Below are 17,022 nucleotides of genomic sequence, written 5' to 3' on the forward strand. Positions count from 1 at the left end.
GTCAGAAAAAACCACGGTATCGACCGGCGCGCCATGCGCGGGCGGGTCGGCCCGGCAGAGCGACCTTGCAGGGCAGGGGCTTCGACGGGCAGGTCGGTCGGGAAACCGGTCCCGATGCCGCCGATGCAGCAAAGTGTGATCTGCCATGTCGCCTTCTTGCCTTCGACCTATGGTCCCCGCCCGTGCCCTTGGCCCGCGCCTGCCCCTGAGGGCATCGCGATGAGCCGCGCCGGCTACCCGGCCAAGGCCAAGGCGCGTCCGCGCTTTGCCCCCTCCATCGGCGACAGCAACGGCAATCCGCGCGGCATCCGCCTGCGCGTGCTGATCGCCGAGGATTACCGCACGCATGGCGGCGACTGGTTCTCGGAGGGGTTCTGGGTGCTGTTCTGGCACCGGTTCGGCAATTGGCGCATGGGCCTGCCCAAGCCGCTGCGAATGCCGATGTCGCTGATCTATCGCATCATGTTCCGCTGGGCCTCGCGCACGACGAGGATCTATCTGCCCTATACCGTCCGCGTCGGCCGCCGCCTGCGGCTGGAGCATTTCGGCGGCATGATCCTTGTCGCGCAGCAGATCGGCGACGATGTGATCATCCGGCAGAACACCACGCTGGGCATCGCCCGCATGAATGAACTGCATGACCGTCCGGTGATCGGCAATGGCGTCGATATCGGCGCCGGGGCAGTCATTCTGGGCGGTGTGCTGGTTGGCGATGGCGCCGTGGTCGGCGCCAATGCCGTGGTGCTGCGCGACGTGCCACCCGGCGCGGTGGTGGGGGGCGTCCCGGCGCAGGTGCTGAAATAGCGCCCCCGCCGCCCGATCCGGGGCGCGGCGGGGGCCGCCGACATCATTTCAGGACGTAATCGACCTGCGAGCCGTCGTCGGCAGTCAGGCGGACATGCACCAGCTTGGCGCCATCATACCACAGGTCGCGGTTCAGCCCGCCGCGCAGCGCGTAATGCGTGGCCTTGACCGTGCCCGCGCCGGTGGCGATGCTTTCCGGACCCATGTTGCTGACCTTGATCGCATCGGTGCTGCCGTCGATGGTGTTGAGCACCTTCGAGGCATGGACGATATCGGCATTCCACAGGCTGGCCGGAACCAGCGGGCTCGCGCCCAGCGTGATGTCATGCGCGGTGCCGTTGTCGTCGGTCTTCGAGGTCAGCCCGGCCAGCTTGCCGCCGCGCCATGTCTCGGTGCTGGCCTGCTTGAAGCGATAGGCGCTGACGCCGATCACCGGCACCTTGACCGAGATATTGGTGGCGATGGTGGCGGTCACGTCATTGCCCGAGCCGCTGAAGCTGACGGTGTAATCGCCGATGTCCTTGCCCTTGCGGATCACGTCGAAGGCCAGCTTGCCGCCGGCCGGCACGCTGGCCGAAGGCGAGGCCATGGCCGGGGCGACAGCCGCCAGCGCCAGCGCGGCCGCGGTTGCGAAAAGCGGGAATTTACGGGTCATTGAGGTCTCCATCTCAGATCATGCCCATGCCGATGAACAGGTTGCGGTTGGCATCCGCGATGGCGCGGCGGCCATGCATGACGCGGGTGTTGTCCAGAACGGCGATGTCGCCATCCTGCCAGTTGATCTCATGCGTGACCTCTTCGGCGATGGCGCGGATCTCTTCGATCTCGTCTGCGGTCACGGCCGAGCCATCGGCCAGCGCATAGCGCGGCGGCTGGTAATTGTGCGACGGGCCCAGCACGGCATTGGCAAAGCCGCGCCCCGCGCCACCCAGCACCGAGGCCCGCACCGGATCGACCGTCAGCCGGTAGGTCAGCGAGCCATCCTCGTGCAGCTGGAAATCCTGCCCCGGCACGGCGGCCTTGAATTGCAGCACATGTTCCATCCGCACCTCGTCCGGATCCGAGATGGCGGGGTGTTCATTGGCCAGATAGCGCTTCCATAGCAGTTCCGGCAGCAGGCGTTCGACCGTCATCGGTTGCGACCAGCGTGCCTTGCGGGCGGGGTCGAAGCGGTCCCAGACGGCGCGGCCGTCGCAGATCGTGGTCTGCGAGCCCTCGAAGGCCGCCGTCTGGGCAAAGAAGGTCACGATATCGGGGCAGCGCGGGGTATTGCCGTTCTCGATATGCAGGCCGATCGGGCCCAGCCCGGCATCGACCATCTGCGTGGTGTCGGTGGTGTGGCTGCGCGCCGGGTCAAAGGTCACGCGGCGGCACAGGCTGCGCACCAGCGCCGCGAAATCCGCCATCTCGGGCTGAAAGCCGCGCAGCAGGGTCCAGCCGTCGCGGTCCAGATCCGCGCGGATGCGGTCGCGCAGCGCGGGATCTTGCAGGCCGCCGGGATGGTCGCGGTGGCGCAGGATATTGTAGTCCATGGGGGTCCTCGTCGTCAGGAAAGGCTGTCGCGGGCGGCGGAACTGACCGCCGGATCGCGCGCCAGCCGGATCAGCGCGCGGTCGATGATCGCGGGCCGAAGGCGTTGCAGGGTGACAAAGAACCGCTCGCGCGTGGCGGGCAGCTGTTCGCGCCGGCGCGCGGCGATGGCGCGCCAGGCATGGGCGGCGACGGCATCGGGATGATCCAGCGTCATCGCCATCGGCCCGACCAGACTGTCGAAGCCATGCGCGGCATCGGTGCGGGTGCCGCGCGGCGCCAGATAGGTCACCGCGATGCCGCGCGGCGCCAGTTCGCGGCGCAGCGCGTCCGAAAGCCCGCGCAGCGCGAATTTCGAGGCCGAATAGGCGGCGAAATAGGGAAAGCCGATATCGCCGAATACCGACCCCATATTGACCACCTGCCCCCGGCTTGCGGTCAGCGCCGGCAAAAGGTCGCGCGTCAGCGCCAGCGGCGCGGCCACGTTCACCGCCAGCGTCGCCGCGATCTGATCGTCCTGCAGCGTGCCAAGCGCGCCCGAGGGCACGATGCCGGCATTGTTGATCAGGATATCGAGCCCGGTTTCGGCTACTTTTTCGGCGATGGCGGCCCGGCCTGCGGGGGTGGTGACATCGGCAGGCAGGATCTGGGCATCGCGCAGGGCGGCGGCGGTGTCCTCCAGTGGTGCCGGGCGGCGACCGACCAGGATCAGGCGATGGCCGCGCCGGTTGGCCTCGATGGCCAGGGCGCGACCGATGCCGGAACCGGCGCCGGTGATCAGAACGGTTTTCGGGCTCATGCGGCCTCCTCCGCCGCGGGCAGCGGCATTTGCGCGCCCGGCACCATGGCCAGGTCCCGCGCGATGTTGCGATCGGCCGTCCCCGAGGGACGGATCAGCCCGGCATGGCGCGGGTCGGCGATGACCAGCGCCTCGGGGCGGGCATAGGCGGGCAGGGCGGCCAGCCGGGTGGCCAGCGCGGCCATGTCGGGCGCAGCCATCGCGGCCAGCACCAGCACCAGCCGGTCGCCGGGCAGCAGGACCAGCGCGGCGGCGGGAATGGCCGGATCGGCCAGCGCCGCCGCCTCGACCCATTCCGGGGCGATGTTGCGGCCCGAGGCGCGCAGGATCATCGCATCGCGCCGGCCAAGGACGACCAGCCGGCCGTCCTCGATCCGGCCCAGATCGCCGGTGCGCCAGCCGCCCTGCTGGCGCGCGCCATGCAGATAGCCCGACATGACGGTGGGGCCGTCGACGACGATCTCGCCTGCGTCGATGCGCAATTCGACTCCCGGCACCGGGATCATGGCCGAACCTGCGGCGGCATCGGCCGGGGTCATGGCGACGACCGAGCAGGCCTCGGACAGGCCGTAGCCCTCGGCCACCGGCAGGCCCAGAGCACGGGCCTCGGCGATCAGCGCGGGCGCGGCCGGCGCGCCGCCGACGGCGACATAGCGCAGCCCTTCGGGCGCGGGGATGCCCTGACGCAGCGCCTGCACCCACAGCGTCAGCTGGCGCGGCGCCAGCACGGTGACGGTGGGCCGGGCTTCGGCCGCCGCGCGCGCCAGCCCGCGCCCGTCGCCGGTGAACAGGCATTCGACGCCTTCGGGGCAAAGCACGGTTTCCGCCCCGGCCAGAATGGGCAGGAAGATGCCGCAGATCTGCTCCAGCAGTTGCGCCTGCGGCAGCGCCGACAGGTAGCGGTCGCCGGTATTGGCGCCGATGGCCTGCGCCAGCCCCAGACTGGAGGCGGTCAATTGCCGATCGCCCAGCACCACCCCCTTGGGCCGGCCGGTGGTGCCCGAGGTATAGATCACCCGTTCGGCCCCGCCGGCATAGGCCAAAGGCAGCGGCGCGCCGGCCTCGGGCAGCCGGTCGACCGTCACCGCCCCGGCGTCCTGCAACAGATGTGTGACCTGCCCGGCCGAGAAAAAGCCCGGCACCGGCACGACCCGGCAACCGGCCAGTGTCGCGGCCAAATCGCCGATGACGTAATCCAGCCCGGCAAGGCGCAGGCCGACGCTGCGCGGTCCGGCGGCAAAGCCGCCTGCGGTCCGGGCGACGGTTTCGGCCAGTTCGGCCCAACTGAGGCTGCGCGTGCCGTCGCGAAAGGCGGTGGCCTGCGGGCGCTGTTGCGCGTGGCGGGCGAGTGCGTCGAAAATGGGGATCATTCGGGATGGACTCCGGTCTGAAGAGCAGGGCGCCGGGGCAGGAAGCGCAGCGGCGCGATGCCGTCCTGCAGCGCGCAAACCCAGGGCGAGGTCTGGTAATAGCGGCCCCAGCGATCGGCATCGGCCAGCCGCTCGGGCCGGGCCGGCGCCAGCGGCAGCAGCGGCACGCCGGTGCGGCGCAACAGCCGCATCAGCGGGCCGGTCGCGGTGAACAGGCCCCAGCCCGCGCCCTGACGGCGGCCTTCGGCGGTGATCGCCTCGATCAGGCGCAGGGTCGCGGCGGGGTTGGGGCAGGCCATCGAGACGACCTCGATTACCTCATGCGCTGTGACCGGGTTGCCCGAAAGCTGGGTCAGCATCTCTTCGACCGGGCGGTCGAGATAGACCTGCGAGAAAAAGCCGCGCGCGGCATCGCGCAACCCGGCCGCGCCAAGGATGCGCCCGTTGGCACCGCGCACCACCGCCAGCCGCAGGGCGGGGACGGTGATCTCGGCGCCATGGCTGGTGCGGAAATGCGCTTCGATCATGGCGGCGGCGCCCTGCCATCCGGCGTCGCGCCAGTCCAGAAACTCACCCCGCATGGCGCCCGCCTGCGGGCCGGAGAGGATCTTGGGTCGCTGTCATGGATGGCCTGCCTGTCTGTCTATGCCGCCAAAGACGGCGCCAAGCTTGCGGCAAGCTTACGAAACCGGGGCGGCGGGCTCACATTCGCGCGACCTTGGGGGCGCATCAGCCGGGCCCGAAATGCGCGATGGCCGCATCTTGCGAGGCGGCCATCCGGTTGCGTTGTTGGGGGGCAGAATCGGGGGCGTTCAGAAGATGCCGAAGCCGGTGGCCAGCCCGGCCTGATGCATCAGGCGGATGGTTTCGGCGACGGGAAAGGCCGCGATGAACACCAGCGCATCGGCGAGGTTGCGGCGCAGCGCGTAAAGGTTCAGCTCGACCCCCGGCCCGGCGTGAAACAGCCACGGCCAGGGCAGGATGCGTGGCACCCGTGCGGCATAATCGTCATAGGCGGCACCGAAGGTCGCGCGCAGATAGGCCTCTTCGCGGCGGGCGGTCAGCGACAGGATCGCAAAGGCCCCGAGCCCAAAAACCACTGTCAGCGTCAGGCTGTCCAGAAGCAGCCCAAAGCCCGCAGCCCCGATGGTCGAGAACAGGTAAAGCGGGTGGCGGCAGATGGAATAGGGCCCCTCTTGCATGATCTGCGCGTTCTTGCGCCCGCCGATGTAAAGGATCGCCCAGAACCGGCCCAGCACGGCGGTGGTGATGCACAGGCTGCCCAGACTGCGCATCAGCGCCGAGGCGGCGGGGCTGTTTTGCAGCGCCGGCACGCCAAAGATCACCGGCACCAGCGCCAGCGCAAAGAACAGCCGCAGCGTGCCGATCCGCCGCTTCTGGTTGGCCGGGCGTGCGGCCACAGACGACAGCGCGCTCAATTTGCCACCTGCGTGCTGGCCTCGGCGGTTTCGGGGGCCAGCGTCTGGGCGGTGCGGCTCTGCGCCTGCCCCTGCGGCGAGCGCCGGATCAGCCATGCCGCGCCCAGCAGATCGACCACGCCGACCAGCGCCCGGCCAAGGTTGGAGTATTTCGAACGCCCGGTCTTGCGTTCGCGATGGCTGACGGCGACCGGCACCACCTGCCAGCCCTCGCGCAGCATCATCGCCGGCATGAAGCGGTGGATATGGTCGAAATAGGGCAGGTCCAGATAGGCCTCGCGCCGGAACGCCTTGAGCCCGCAGCCCGAATCGCGGATGCCGTCATGCAGCAGCGCGTCGCGGATGCGGTTGGCGATGCCCGAGCCGAGCCGGCGCGACAGGGTATCCTGCCGGCGCGAGCGCTGGCCCTGCACCAGCCCGACGCGGGCGCCGTCGGCGGCCTCAAGCCGGGCCAGCAGGGCGGGGATCTGGTCGGGCGGGTTCTGGCCGTCGCCGTCCAGCGTGACGATGATCGGGGCGCGGGTGGCGCGGACGCCGGCACGGATGGCGGCGGATTGCCCCAGTGCCTGATCGTTGCGCAGCCAGCCCAGATGCGGATCGCGGGCGGCAAGGGCGGCCAGCACCTCGGCGGTGCCGTCGGTCGAGCCGTCGTCCACCACCAGAATGTCGAAGCGGCGGTCATGCAGGGCCGCACCGATCTCGGCCACCAGCGCGGGCAGGGCGGCGACTTCGTCGCGGGCGGGAATGATGACGCAGATGTCAGATGTCATGGCTTGACCTCGGGCATGGGGTGATCCGGCACCAGCCAGATCGCGTGGATCTTGTTGCGGAAGGGCAGGTGCAGCGCGGGACGCCAGCCCGGACCGGGCGAGGTGCTGGTCCCCAGGATGACGCCGCCGGGATGCGCGGCGATCCATGCGGGCAGTTCTGCGGGATCAGGCAGGTCCACCGGCCGGGTCAGCCGGCCGGCAAAGTTGAACTCGGCACTATAGCGCCCGTCGATCCAGGCGATGCCGCGATCCTGACGCGGGGCGATCACGGCGGCGATGGCGGCGGTGTCATAGCGCCGGCCCAGATCGGTCAGGCCGACGACCAGATTGGCGCTGAGCACCAGACCCAGCGACAGGATGGCGCCGCCGACGAGCCCCGGCGCGGTCAGTGCGGCCCAGATCACGGCCAGCAGGATCAGCGCCACCGCCGTCAGCGTCGAGCTGGGATGCAGGTCGGCCAGCGCCGGCCCCGCCGGCAGCAGGCCAGCACCCAAGAGCAGGATCGCCAGCGCCGCCAGACCAAAGGGCAACACCGCCAGCCGCAGCGACACCGGCGCCGGCCCGGCCAGCCGCGCCGCGATCAGCGCCAGCGCCGGCAGTTCGGGGAACAGGTAATGCAATTGCTTGCCGCTGATCAGGCTGAAGGCGGTCAGCGCCGCAAGGCTCCAGATCAGGCACAGCCGCAGCCCGCCCTGATGCCAGTCGGCCTGCCAGGCCGCCGGCCACAGCCGCAGCACCCAGGCCCAGGGAAAGGCCAGCAGCGGCATGAGCGCCAGATAGAACCAGAACGGTCGGGCATGGGCAAAGCTTTCGGCGACGCGGCCGGCGCTTTGCGTCCACAGGATGGCGCGGCGGTATTCGGCGCCGCCATGGATCGCCGCCGGCACCAGCCACAGCATCAGGATCAGCGCCCCGGCCAGCAGGCCCAGCCCGGTGATGCGCAACCCTTGGCGCCAGCTCGGCCGGGACGGGTGCCACAGCGGCAGCGTCAGCGCCGCCGGCAACAGATGCAGCAGCACCACCGGGCCCTTGGCCAGCACCCCCAGCGCGATGGCCGCCCCAAGGCAGAGCCACCCCAGCCGCGCACCCGCGCCGGCGCGCAACAGCGCCAGCAACCCCGCCAGCACCGCCACGCTGAGCGCGGCGTCGAACATGGTCAGCCCGCCCAAGGCCGCAAAGACCGGCAGCCCCAGCAGCGCCAGCGTCGCGCGGGTGTCGATCCCCGGCTGATCGGGCCAGAGCGCGCGGGCCAGCCGGCCGGTCTGCCACAGCATCAGCGCGGCAAAACCCGGCCCGACCATGCGTGCGGCGATGCCGCTGACGCCGGTCAGGCTCCAGACCAGATTGATGGTCCAGAACAGCAGCGGCGGCTTGTCGGAATAGGCGGCAAAGTTCTTGGTCGGCACCAGCCAGTCGCCCGACTGGTGCATCTCCCATGCCACGGCCAGATAGCGCGTCTCGTCCACCGGCAGCGCCGGGCGCAGCAGCACGCCGATCAGCGCCACCGCCAGAAAGGACAGGATCGCCAGCGCGGTGCCATAGCTTTTGCTGCCGGGTGTGGCCGACTGCCGGGGCAGGGCGCCTTGCAGCCCGGCCATCATGCCACCTCGGGGCGCTGGCGAATCAGCATCAGGTTGCGCAGATAGACGACCAGCCCCAGCGCCTGTCCGGCGATGAACACCGGATCACGCCGCCAGATCGCATAGGCCAGCAGCGTCGCGCCACCGGCGATGCTGAGAAACCAGAACGCATTGGGCACAACGCTGCGCTTTTGCCGCTCGCTGGCGATCCATTGCACCAGAAAGCGCGATGTAAAGAAAAACTGCCCGATAAAGCCGATGATGATCCAGATCTGTTCGCGCATCTTCCGTTCCGCTAGCCTCACCTCTGCCGTATGTCGCGCGGACCTTACGGATGGCTGACGAAGCGGAAGGGGAACCAGAATGCGGTTGCTGATCGTCGAGGATGAGCGGGATCTGGCCTCGGCCGTGGCCGAGCATCTGCGCGCGCAGGGCCATGCCGTCGATGTCGCGGGCGATCTGGCGACGGCGGCGGATGCGCTGGCCGGGGTCGAATACGATCTGATGTTGCTGGACCTGCATCTGCCCGATGGCGACGGCATCGAATTCCTGCGCGGGCTGCGCCGCCGGGCGGTGCGGGTGCCGGTGCTGATCGGCACCGCGCGCGACCGCATCACTGAGCGGATCGCCGGGCTGGATGCCGGCGCCGACGATTATCTGGTCAAGCCCTATGATCTGGACGAGATGCTGGCCCGGATCGCCGCGATCCGCCGGCGCGCCGATGGCCGGGTCGAGGCCGAGCGCCGCTTTGGCCGGCTGCTGCTGCTGCCCGAGCGGCAGGCGGCGCTGCTGGATCAGGCGCCCGTGCATCTGACCCCCAAGGAATGGGCGGTGATCGAACGCATCAGCCGCCGCCCCGGCGTCACCGTCAGCCGCGATCAGCTGGAAGAGGCGCTTTATGCCTTTGATGCCGAGGTCGAAAGCAATGCGATCGAGGCCCATGTCAGCCGGCTGCGCACCAAGCTGGGGCGCGGCGTGGTCGAGACCGTGCGCGGATTCGGCTATCGCATGGGCACGGCCTGATGGCGGGCGGCCGTCCGACGCTGGTCCGGCGCCTTGCGCTGCTGGTCAGTCTGGGGCTGGGGGTGCTGTGGCTGGTCGCGGTGCTGACCATGGCCATGGTGCTGCGTCAGGAACAGGACGAACTTTACGACCAGCAGCTGAAGGTCTCTGCCGAGACGCTGCTGCCGATCCTCAGCCATGGTTGGCGGGCGGGTCTGCTGGTGCCGGGCGCCGTCGCCGATTCGGCCGAAGAATTCGACCCCGGCGAGACGCTGCTTTGGCGGCTGGTCGATCGCGATGGCGGGGCGCTGGCCATGGCGCCCTTTGCCACCGCCGAGGTCTTTCCGCCCCGCGCCCGGCCCTTGGATTACGGCCGCACCGCGACGCATGTGGTCTACATGACGGATTACAACGACGCGGGCCTTGCCGTGCAATTCGCCGATCCGCTGGCCGAGCGGCGCGAGGCATGGCGCGAGACCTTCATGGCCTTCCTGTTCCCGATGCTGGCGATCCTGCCGCTGGGCTATATGCTGGTGCGCTGGATCACCGCCAAGGGCCTGCAGCCGCTGGACGAGGTCCGCGCCGAACTGGCGCAGCGCGACAGCCAGTCGCTATCGCCGATGGATGCCTCGGCGCGGCCGGCGGAGCTGTCGGCGATCATCGCCACGCTGAACGGTTTCATGGCACGGCTGTCGCAGGCGCTTGAGGGCGAGCGCGCCTTTGCCTCGAATGCCGCGCATGAGCTGCGCACCCCGGTCGCGGTGGCGCTGGCGCAGGTGCAGCGGATGCAGCGCGAGGTCGCCTACTCCGCGCAGGGCGAGGCCGAGATGGCGCAGGGCGCGCGTCTGGCCGCCATCGAACAGGCGCTGAAACGGATGTCGCGACTGGTGGCGCGGCTGTTGCAGCTGGCGCGGGCGCAATCCGGGCTGGGTCCGGGCGCGGCCCCGATCGAGGTCGGCGCGCTTTTGCCGCATATCCTGCGCGACAGCCGGGGCGGTGGCGCGGGCGTGCGGCTGGACCTGCCGCGAGACCCGGTCAGCTCGCGCATCGACGCCGATGCGCTGGCCATCGTGCTGGGCAATCTTCTGGACAATGCGCTGCAACACGCCCCCGAGGGCACGCCGGTCGATGTCAGCCTGTCGCCCGCCGGCGTCGTTCTGGTGCGCAATGCCGGGCCTGCGGTGCCGCCCGCCGAACTGGCGCGGCTGGCCGACCGTTTTGCCAGCCGGCGGCGCGGCGGCTTTGGGCTGGGCCTGCACATCGCCCAGCAGATCACCCAGCAGGCCGGCGGCCGGCTGGAGCTGACCTCGCCCGCGCCGGGCCGGGCCGACGGGTTCGAGGCGGCGCTGCATCTGCCGTAAAGTGGTAAGGCGGTCGTAAGAATCACGCGCCACACGGGAGCCATCGCGTTGCAGATAATGGAGGTTTCCTTGCGCACGATACTGATGGCCGCCCTGATCGCCACCACCACCCTGCCGGTCTTCGCCGCCGAGCGTTGCACCGCCCCCAAGGACAAGTGGCGCCCCGTCGATGAGCTCAAGGCCGAGCTTTCCGCCAAGAATTGGTCGATCAAGAAGGTCAAGATCGAGGATGGCTGCTACGAGGTCTATGGCAAGGACGACAAGGGCCAGCGGGTCGAGATCTTTTTTGACCCGGTGACCTTCGCGGCGGTCGGTTCGGATGACTGACGCGTCGGCGGAGGCGGGTCCGGTCAAGGTCTGGGATCCGTTCGTCCGCCTGTATCACTGGTCTCAGGCTGCGCTGATCGCCGCAGCCTGGATCACGGCGGATGAGGTGAAATGGCTGCATATGCGCCTTGGCTATGCGGTCATGGTTCTGGTCGGGCTGCGCGTCCTGTGGGGCTTTGTCGGCCCGCGCCATGCCCGGTTCGGCGATTTCGTCCGCGGGCCGCGCGCCGTGCTGGCCTATCTGGGCGCGCTGCTGCGCGGCAAGGAGCGGCGCTATCTGGGCCACAACCCGGCGGGCGGCGCGATGATCGTCGCGCTGTTGCTGGTGATCGCCGGCACCACGATCACCGGCTGGCTGCAGACCACCGACGCCTGGTTCGGCTCGGATGCGATGGAGGAACTGCACGAAACGCTGGCCACGCTGATCTTGGTGCTGGTCGGGTTCCATGTCTGCGGCGTGATCGTCGAAAGCCTGCGCCACCGCGAGAACCTGACCTGGGCGATGATCACCGGACGCAAGCGCGCCGGTGACGGCAACGCCTGAGCGGGGCGCCCGCCCGGTGGCGGAGCCCATGCCCGAAAGTGCCGCATGCAGGCCATGCGGCACTTTCACCCGTTCCGGCATGGCCTTGGCGTGCGGCCGGCAACCGCTCGCAATTGCCGCAAAACACCCCCTTGTTTCCGTTGCGCTTGCCCCATATACGGGGCGGCGGAGACGTGGCCGAGTGGTCGAAGGCACACCCCTGCTAAGGGTGCAGACGGGGAACCGTCTCGAGGGTTCGAATCCCTTCGTCTCCGCCACTCGCCCCCGCGAAAGCGTTCTCCCGGTCCGGCCGCGGCCGGATTTTTCCGTTGTTTTCGAGGGTTATGTCGGAAGGGCTTTGCACTGGCGTCCTCGCCACAGCAGCCGGACACGTTCTCTAAGGGCCCATATTCTCCGGACCTCTCGACTGCGCCCATTCAGTGTAGAGCCCCTAACCAGTTGAAAGTATAGGGACAGTTTCCTGCTCCACCTAAACACTTCGATGTCAGTGGCACTTGGGGAAAGGAACAGACGTCCAACCCGTTCCTTCCCCCTCCAGCCACGCAAATCCATACCGCCATTGAGAATTTTCGGGAACGACGGCATCCTTTCGGTGAAGGAGTCCATACATGGCGGAACCGAAGCTCGACACCGATAAGCTCGACGATGCGGCGCTGGCGATCCTCAGCCTGACGCTGCATGACGGCAATCGGGTCTGGAAAGGGATCGACTGGTCGATCACCGATCGGCTGCATGCCAAAGGACTGATCCACGATCCCATCGGCAAGGCGAAATCGCTGGCCCTGACCGAAGCCGGACTGGCCCGAGCGGAGTCGGCTCTCGCCGAGTTGTTCGTGGAGCGGTCGGACGATCCAAAGAGGTCGGAATGATGAAACCGGTCGACGAGGAGCGCATCGCCGCCCGGCTGGCGAAACTGATGGCGATGATCTGTGTGCGCAACACGGGGATCGAGAAACTGCACGCCGGGACCGTCCCGGTCAGCCACACGGGTGACTATTCGGACGTGTTCATCACCGATGCCGACGGCCGCCAGATTCCATGGCCTGATGCTTCACATCTCGACGACGACCAGATGCGAAGCCTGATGCGACAGATCGTCGACCGACTCTACACCTTTCACCTCAAGGCTGACGATCAGGAGTTTCGCGGTCATCTTGACCGTTGGCTGACCGTCGCCGAACGATGGGACGAACCGAAGCTGGATGAGGCCTTCCTTGCGACCAACACCGGCGGGGAAGCCAAACTGCCGAGATAGCCATTCGCGGTCAGGTCGGGCTTCGACGGATGGTCGCCGGATCCCACTATGAAACGGGTTCCACAACGGCTGAGTGCTTCGTGACAATGTCCTGAATTTCCGCGGGTTTGAACGCGACATCCCATGCCCAATGGCCGAACCCGCCCGCCGCGTTGACCGCCTTCACCCACTCGTGCAACGCGTCCCGCTTGGCCTTGTTCTGGGGGCTGTCGGTGCCCTTGATCTCAAGCGCCAGAATGGTGCCGCTGGCAAGGCGCACGAGGAAATCCGGAACATACCGGCGCCGTGAACCGGCCCACATGTAGTAGATCTGGAAGCCGAGATGATCGTTTTTGGCGTAGGCGATGACGTCTTCGCGCATCTCGAAGATGTTCGCGGCATGTCCCTCCCAGGACGAATCCCCGACCAGGTGGCTGATATGCGACTTGGTGGTCGGAAAGCACGGCTTGGTGGTGTACCAGGTCCGCATCTGGCCGGTGGCGCCGATCGGGTTTTCCTCGTCGAACACCGGCGTCAGGCGCTCCGTGTTCTGCTCGGTCACGTTGCTCAGCACATGCTGAACGACAAGGTCGATGTTGAGTGCGATCAGAATCCGCCGCCGAAGCGGGTCGGAGTGGAACAGCGACGGGATGTCGAGGCGGTCGGAGTTGAGGAACGCCTCGACGCTCCTGACCAGCTGCGCCGCCAGATACTCGTGGCTACCCGAAAAACCGTGGCTGAGTTCGGCGAAGGCCTTCCGTGCTGCCTGAAAAACAAGACGTTGCAGACGGAAGCCGTCTGGCAGCTTCTCGAGGTCAATCGCTGTCACCTTGCCCATGTCGGTCGCGCCGCCGAGCGCCGGAGCCAGTTCCGCGCTGATCGGCGTGCTGGCAGGGTCGAGCACGAGCGGTGTCACCTTACCCCAGTCCATGGCAAGTTGCGGTCTCACGACCGTTTCAACCCGCAGCACGTTCGGCCAGCGAAGCTCTAGGTTGGCCCGCTCGGGCACGACTTCGATCTGGGTGGTCGGCTTCGGAGGCGGCGGAGCTTCCCCGCCTTCGCCTGTTTCCGAAATGGAAAGCGGCACACCGAAGACGTTGACGTATTCGGGCAGGAACAGGCCATTCTCGTCCGTGTCGTAGGACACCCGACGCAATCCTCGCCCGACGACCTGTTCGCAGAGCAGCTGGGATGTGAAGGCGCGGAGACCCATGATGTGCGTGACGTTCTTGGCGTCCCATCCCTCAGACAGCATCGCGACCGATATGACGTTCTGCAGGTCTTGTCCGGCCGCTCCCCGCTTCCCGACATTGTCCACGATCTCGCGCAGCAGTTCTTCCTTCTTCAGGGCGCGGAACTGCTGGCGGCGGGTCTCGGGGATGGTCGCGGCGTCGATGATCGCCTTCAGTCGCGCCTCGTAATCCTTGTCGGATGTCGCGGTCTCGCCGATCTCAGCCTTCTCCAGCACCTTGGAATCGACCCGGAGCGTTCGTGTCAGTGCGTGCAGTTCGGGCCAATGCGCATCGCCCTTGTTGAAATAGGTCTCGATGCGGGCTGCGGTTTCGGTGCGGTTGCAGACCGTCAGCATGACCGGCGGGGAATGATGCCCGGCCTCCCGCCATTGCGCCCGGGTTTCCCGCCAGTCGGCGCCGAGCAGCGTATAGGCGTCCTGGACCAGCTTCGGCAGCGCCTCATGCGCTTCGGCCTTGCGGTTCAGGTCTTCGGAAACGGTCGGGTCGCGGTAGATGTGGTAGAGCTTTGAACGCAACGTCTTGGCATCCGGAACCGCATCGTCGCGGACAACGACGCGCGGTGTCTTGACCAGCCCGGCCTCGATCGCGTCGTTCAGGCCAAAATCCGAGATGATCCAGTCGAACAGCGCCGTATCGGTGCTCTTCTTGCCAGTCGGCGCGAAAGGCGTGGCCGACAGGTCGAAGCAGCGCTGGATGCGCCGGGTTTTGTGGATGCGGTCGAGGCCTTCGATCCAGCGCGTCGCCTCGTCGAGGTCGATGCCATGCTCCTCGGCATGCTTCTTGCTGATCTTCACCTCGGGCGGTTTGCGATAGGCGTGGTGCGCCTCGTCGTTGATGACGATGATATCCTTGTGCGCCGCCAGCTTGCCCAGCACGCGCCGCGTGAAGGCCTCGTCGGACTCGCGCCCTTTCTTCACCACCGAGCGGTCCGCTTCCTTCAGCGGCATCAGCGTGTGCCAGTTCTCGATCAGCACCTCCGCCTGGTTCAGCTTCTGGCGCAGGGCCTCGGACGGGCAAAGGTTGAACTCGTCGTAGTAGCTGCCCTCGCTGGGCAACAGCACCTGCAGCCGTTCCTTCACGGTCAGGCCGGGCGCCACGATGAAAACCGCGCGGCTGAAGTCCTTGTTCCGCTTCGGATAGGTCAGCGCGTTCAGCACCTGCCAGGTGATGATCATCGCCATCACCGTGGTCTTGCCCGCGCCCGTCGCCATCTTGTTGCAAAGACGCTCCCACACTCCGCCATCGCCGGGGATCGCGATGCCCTGCTTGTAGGCCTCGGCGCCTTCGACCCACCAAATCAGCGTCTCGATCGCCTCGAGCTGACAGAAGTAGAACGGATGCTGCCGCGCCTCGCGGTCGTGCCAGTGCTCCAAGAGCTTGCGGGTGACGATGGTCACGCCGGGCCAACCGTCGTCGCGCCACTGATCCACGCGGGTGCGGATCGTGTTCACCAGATCCAGCACCTCGGTGCGCTTGGTGTTGTTGCGCGCGTCGAAGACCTCGTAGCTTGCCGGCCGCCGCTCAGACTTGATCTCCAGCTTGCCGCTCTTGGCCTCGACCCAATGCTGCGCCGGGCAGACGAAGGGCGAATTGATGATGAGGGACATGGGCTTATCCCTCCAGCGACATGATCTTGAGCGACTCGATTCCGCGGTCGTCCACGATCTTGACCGCGATGCGCCGGTTCTCGCCCGCCTCGAAGGGCAGCGAGACGGTGCCGTGGAACTGCTCCAGCAGGTCCTCGTCCAGCTCTGCCCGCACGGTCTTGCGCAGGCGGTTCCAGCCGCCCTTGGCATCCGCCATCGGGAAGAACACCTGATGCGGCATCAGCGAGCGGTTGTCGTAATCCACATCCAGCGACCACATGGCGATCTGCTTGGTGCCGCCCGAGACCAGATCGCCCTTGCGCGGATCGAAATAGTCGAAGCCGTTGACCTGAACTTCCCACAGCCCGTCCTTGCGCTTGCGCAGGTCCACATCGGGCTGGCCCATCAGCCAGAAGGACTGGTTGGAACTGCGGCCCTTCTTCAAATCCTCGGTCAGAAGGTCGGTGTTCATCTGCGCCTTCAGCAGCGTCACGCCCGGCCAGTTCACCTCGTCGATGTCCTTCGCGGCCTCGGGGTCGAAGGTGAAGGCGCAGAACAGGATGAATTTGGGCGACGGGCGCAGCGTCTCGGTCTCGGTCAGCGCCAACTCCACCTGCCGCTGCTCCAGCGCCGCGTGCTCGGGGCCGAAGCTGACGACGACGCGCTCGCCCGTCTCGGCCAGCGATCCGCTGGCATGAATGTATTTGAGTCCCGGCAAGGTCTCGAACTCGGCGAAGCGGAGCATCGCGCCGCCCTTGCCGCGGACGCCGGTCTTGAGCAGTTCGTCGCGCCACAGCGCCTGGCGGGAGGTCTCGCCGGAGCGGGCGACAGTCTCGTCGGCGGCCGAGGGCGGCACGCTCTCGTCCAGCGACAGGACAGTCGGCGCCGGTACGGCTTCCACTGAAAATGGCCCGCAGATGCGCAGCTTGTTCGGGTCCTTGCGCGGCTTGTCGTAGAGCGTTTCCTGCTCGGCATGATCGGCGATGGACTGATCCATGCGGCGCTGCATCGCCTGCCGGGCGGCGTGGAAGACCTCAAAAGCGGCGCCGGCGGCCGTGGGCCAATCGGCCGGCCAGTCGAAGGGTACCTCCCATTCGTGCAATCTGTCGCCCTTGGCGAAGTCCACCGGCTTGCCCTTGCGCACGCCCTGCGCGGGCTTGAGCGGCTTCGGCGGGGCGGCTGCCAGCGCGGCGTTCAGGTCGGCCAGCGCCGCCGCGACCTTCGGGTGGTCCTCGTTGTGGATCGTGTCGATGTCGGGGTTGTTGGCGATGCTTTTCAGCGTGATGTGCGGCACGGTCTGTTGAACGGCTTGCAATAAGGACCCCGCTTCTGGGGTGATCGGCGTCCAAAAGGGACCCCACCGACCGGGGGTTGGGTCCATTGTGCCTTCGATGATTATCGGAGGCCGAGCACGGGATGCTGA

18 protein-coding genes and 1 tRNA gene are annotated in these 17,022 nt (G+C 67.7%); 8 read left to right on the plus strand and 11 right to left on the minus strand.

The annotated features are described in order from the left end of the window. Positions 1-219: 219 nt before the first annotated feature. Positions 220-804: a serine O-acetyltransferase gene (locus tag GL279_RS19615; protein WP_155065564.1), complete on the plus strand. Its 585-nt coding sequence runs from the start codon at positions 220-222 to the stop codon at positions 802-804. Between the two features lie 43 nt (positions 805-847). On the opposite strand, the gene GL279_RS15715 is transcribed toward GL279_RS19615, so the two are convergent. The 9 genes from GL279_RS15715 to GL279_RS15755 all read right to left on the minus strand — a co-directional run bounded on the left by GL279_RS15715 (position 848) and on the right by GL279_RS15755 (position 8,576). Continuing rightward, entirely contained in the window at positions 848-1,459 is a 612-nt protein-coding gene (locus GL279_RS15715) for a DUF6134 family protein (RefSeq protein WP_155065565.1), read from the minus strand. A gap of 13 nt (positions 1,460-1,472) precedes the next feature. Beyond that, positions 1,473-2,336, minus strand: coding sequence for a TauD/TfdA family dioxygenase (locus GL279_RS15720; RefSeq protein ID WP_155065566.1), 864 nt, complete (start codon positions 2,334-2,336; stop codon positions 1,473-1,475). A 14-nt stretch (positions 2,337-2,350) separates the two neighbouring features. Then, the gene (locus tag GL279_RS15725) at positions 2,351-3,133 is read right to left on the minus strand and encodes an SDR family NAD(P)-dependent oxidoreductase (RefSeq protein WP_155065567.1); all 783 of its coding nucleotides are present in this window, start codon (positions 3,131-3,133) and stop codon (positions 2,351-2,353) included. Then, complete coding sequence (locus GL279_RS15730; protein ID WP_155065568.1) at positions 3,130-4,503, minus strand: class I adenylate-forming enzyme family protein; 1,374 nt, start codon at positions 4,501-4,503, stop codon at positions 3,130-3,132. Before GL279_RS15730 ends, GL279_RS15725 begins: the two co-directional genes overlap by 4 nt. Next, complete coding sequence (locus GL279_RS15735; protein WP_155065569.1) at positions 4,500-5,084, minus strand: thermostable hemolysin; 585 nt, start codon at positions 5,082-5,084, stop codon at positions 4,500-4,502. Before GL279_RS15735 ends, GL279_RS15730 begins: the two co-directional genes overlap by 4 nt. 231 nt (positions 5,085-5,315) lie before the next feature. Further along, positions 5,316-5,942, minus strand: a complete 627-nt coding sequence (locus GL279_RS15740; protein ID WP_246175347.1) for a methyltransferase family protein — start codon at positions 5,940-5,942, stop codon at positions 5,316-5,318. Next, entirely contained in the window at positions 5,939-6,712 is a 774-nt protein-coding gene (locus GL279_RS15745; protein WP_155065570.1) for a glycosyltransferase family 2 protein, read from the minus strand. The genes GL279_RS15740 and GL279_RS15745 overlap by 4 nt, the downstream gene beginning before the upstream one ends. Beyond that, positions 6,709-8,310, minus strand: a complete 1,602-nt coding sequence (locus tag GL279_RS15750; RefSeq protein ID WP_170294003.1) for an ArnT family glycosyltransferase — start codon at positions 8,308-8,310, stop codon at positions 6,709-6,711. Before GL279_RS15750 ends, GL279_RS15745 begins: the two co-directional genes overlap by 4 nt. Next, on the minus strand, positions 8,310-8,576 hold the full coding sequence (locus GL279_RS15755; protein ID WP_155065572.1) for a lipid-A-disaccharide synthase N-terminal domain-containing protein: 267 nt from the start codon (positions 8,574-8,576) through the stop codon (positions 8,310-8,312). The genes GL279_RS15750 and GL279_RS15755 overlap by 1 nt, the downstream gene beginning before the upstream one ends. A 79-nt stretch (positions 8,577-8,655) precedes the next feature. On the opposite strand from GL279_RS15755, the gene GL279_RS15760 reads away from it, so the two are divergent. The 7 genes from GL279_RS15760 to GL279_RS15790 all read left to right on the plus strand — a co-directional run bounded on the left by GL279_RS15760 (position 8,656) and on the right by GL279_RS15790 (position 12,781). Beyond that, positions 8,656-9,315: a response regulator gene (locus GL279_RS15760; protein WP_155065573.1), complete on the plus strand. Its 660-nt coding sequence runs from the start codon at positions 8,656-8,658 to the stop codon at positions 9,313-9,315. After that, positions 9,315-10,655, plus strand: coding sequence for an ATP-binding protein (locus GL279_RS15765; protein WP_155065574.1), 1,341 nt, complete (start codon positions 9,315-9,317; stop codon positions 10,653-10,655). The genes GL279_RS15760 and GL279_RS15765 overlap by 1 nt, the downstream gene beginning before the upstream one ends. 69 nt (positions 10,656-10,724) lie before the next feature. Then, positions 10,725-10,982 carry a PepSY domain-containing protein gene (locus GL279_RS15770; RefSeq protein WP_170294004.1) on the plus strand — a complete coding sequence of 86 codons (258 nt, stop codon included), beginning with the start codon at positions 10,725-10,727 and terminating at the stop codon, positions 10,980-10,982. Further along, positions 10,975-11,526 (plus strand): cytochrome b/b6 domain-containing protein, encoded by a 552-nt coding sequence (locus tag GL279_RS15775; protein ID WP_155065576.1) that lies wholly within the window; start codon positions 10,975-10,977, stop codon positions 11,524-11,526. The genes GL279_RS15770 and GL279_RS15775 overlap by 8 nt, the downstream gene beginning before the upstream one ends. Before the next feature lie 167 nt (positions 11,527-11,693). Further along, positions 11,694-11,783: transfer RNA gene (locus tag GL279_RS15780), tRNA-Ser, on the plus strand. A gap of 351 nt (positions 11,784-12,134) precedes the next feature. Beyond that, positions 12,135-12,395: a DUF6429 family protein gene (locus GL279_RS15785; RefSeq protein WP_155065577.1), complete on the plus strand. Its 261-nt coding sequence runs from the start codon at positions 12,135-12,137 to the stop codon at positions 12,393-12,395. Beyond that, positions 12,392-12,781: a hypothetical protein gene (locus GL279_RS15790; protein WP_246175348.1), complete on the plus strand. Its 390-nt coding sequence runs from the start codon at positions 12,392-12,394 to the stop codon at positions 12,779-12,781. The genes GL279_RS15785 and GL279_RS15790 overlap by 4 nt, the downstream gene beginning before the upstream one ends. A 46-nt stretch (positions 12,782-12,827) precedes the next feature. Here the strand turns inward: GL279_RS15790 and GL279_RS15795 are convergent, their stop codons facing one another. Continuing rightward, positions 12,828-15,620 carry a BPTD_3080 family restriction endonuclease gene (locus GL279_RS15795; RefSeq protein WP_155065578.1) on the minus strand — a complete coding sequence of 931 codons (2,793 nt, stop codon included), beginning with the start codon at positions 15,618-15,620 and terminating at the stop codon, positions 12,828-12,830. Positions 15,621-15,624: 4 nt separating this feature from the next. Continuing rightward, entirely contained in the window at positions 15,625-16,914 is a 1,290-nt protein-coding gene (locus GL279_RS15800; protein WP_211371336.1) for a hypothetical protein, read from the minus strand. Positions 16,915-17,022: the final 108 nt, after the last annotated feature.

Source organism: Paracoccus limosus, assembly GCF_009711185.1.
GTDB classification, from domain to species: Bacteria; Pseudomonadota; Alphaproteobacteria; order Rhodobacterales; family Rhodobacteraceae; genus Paracoccus; species Paracoccus limosus.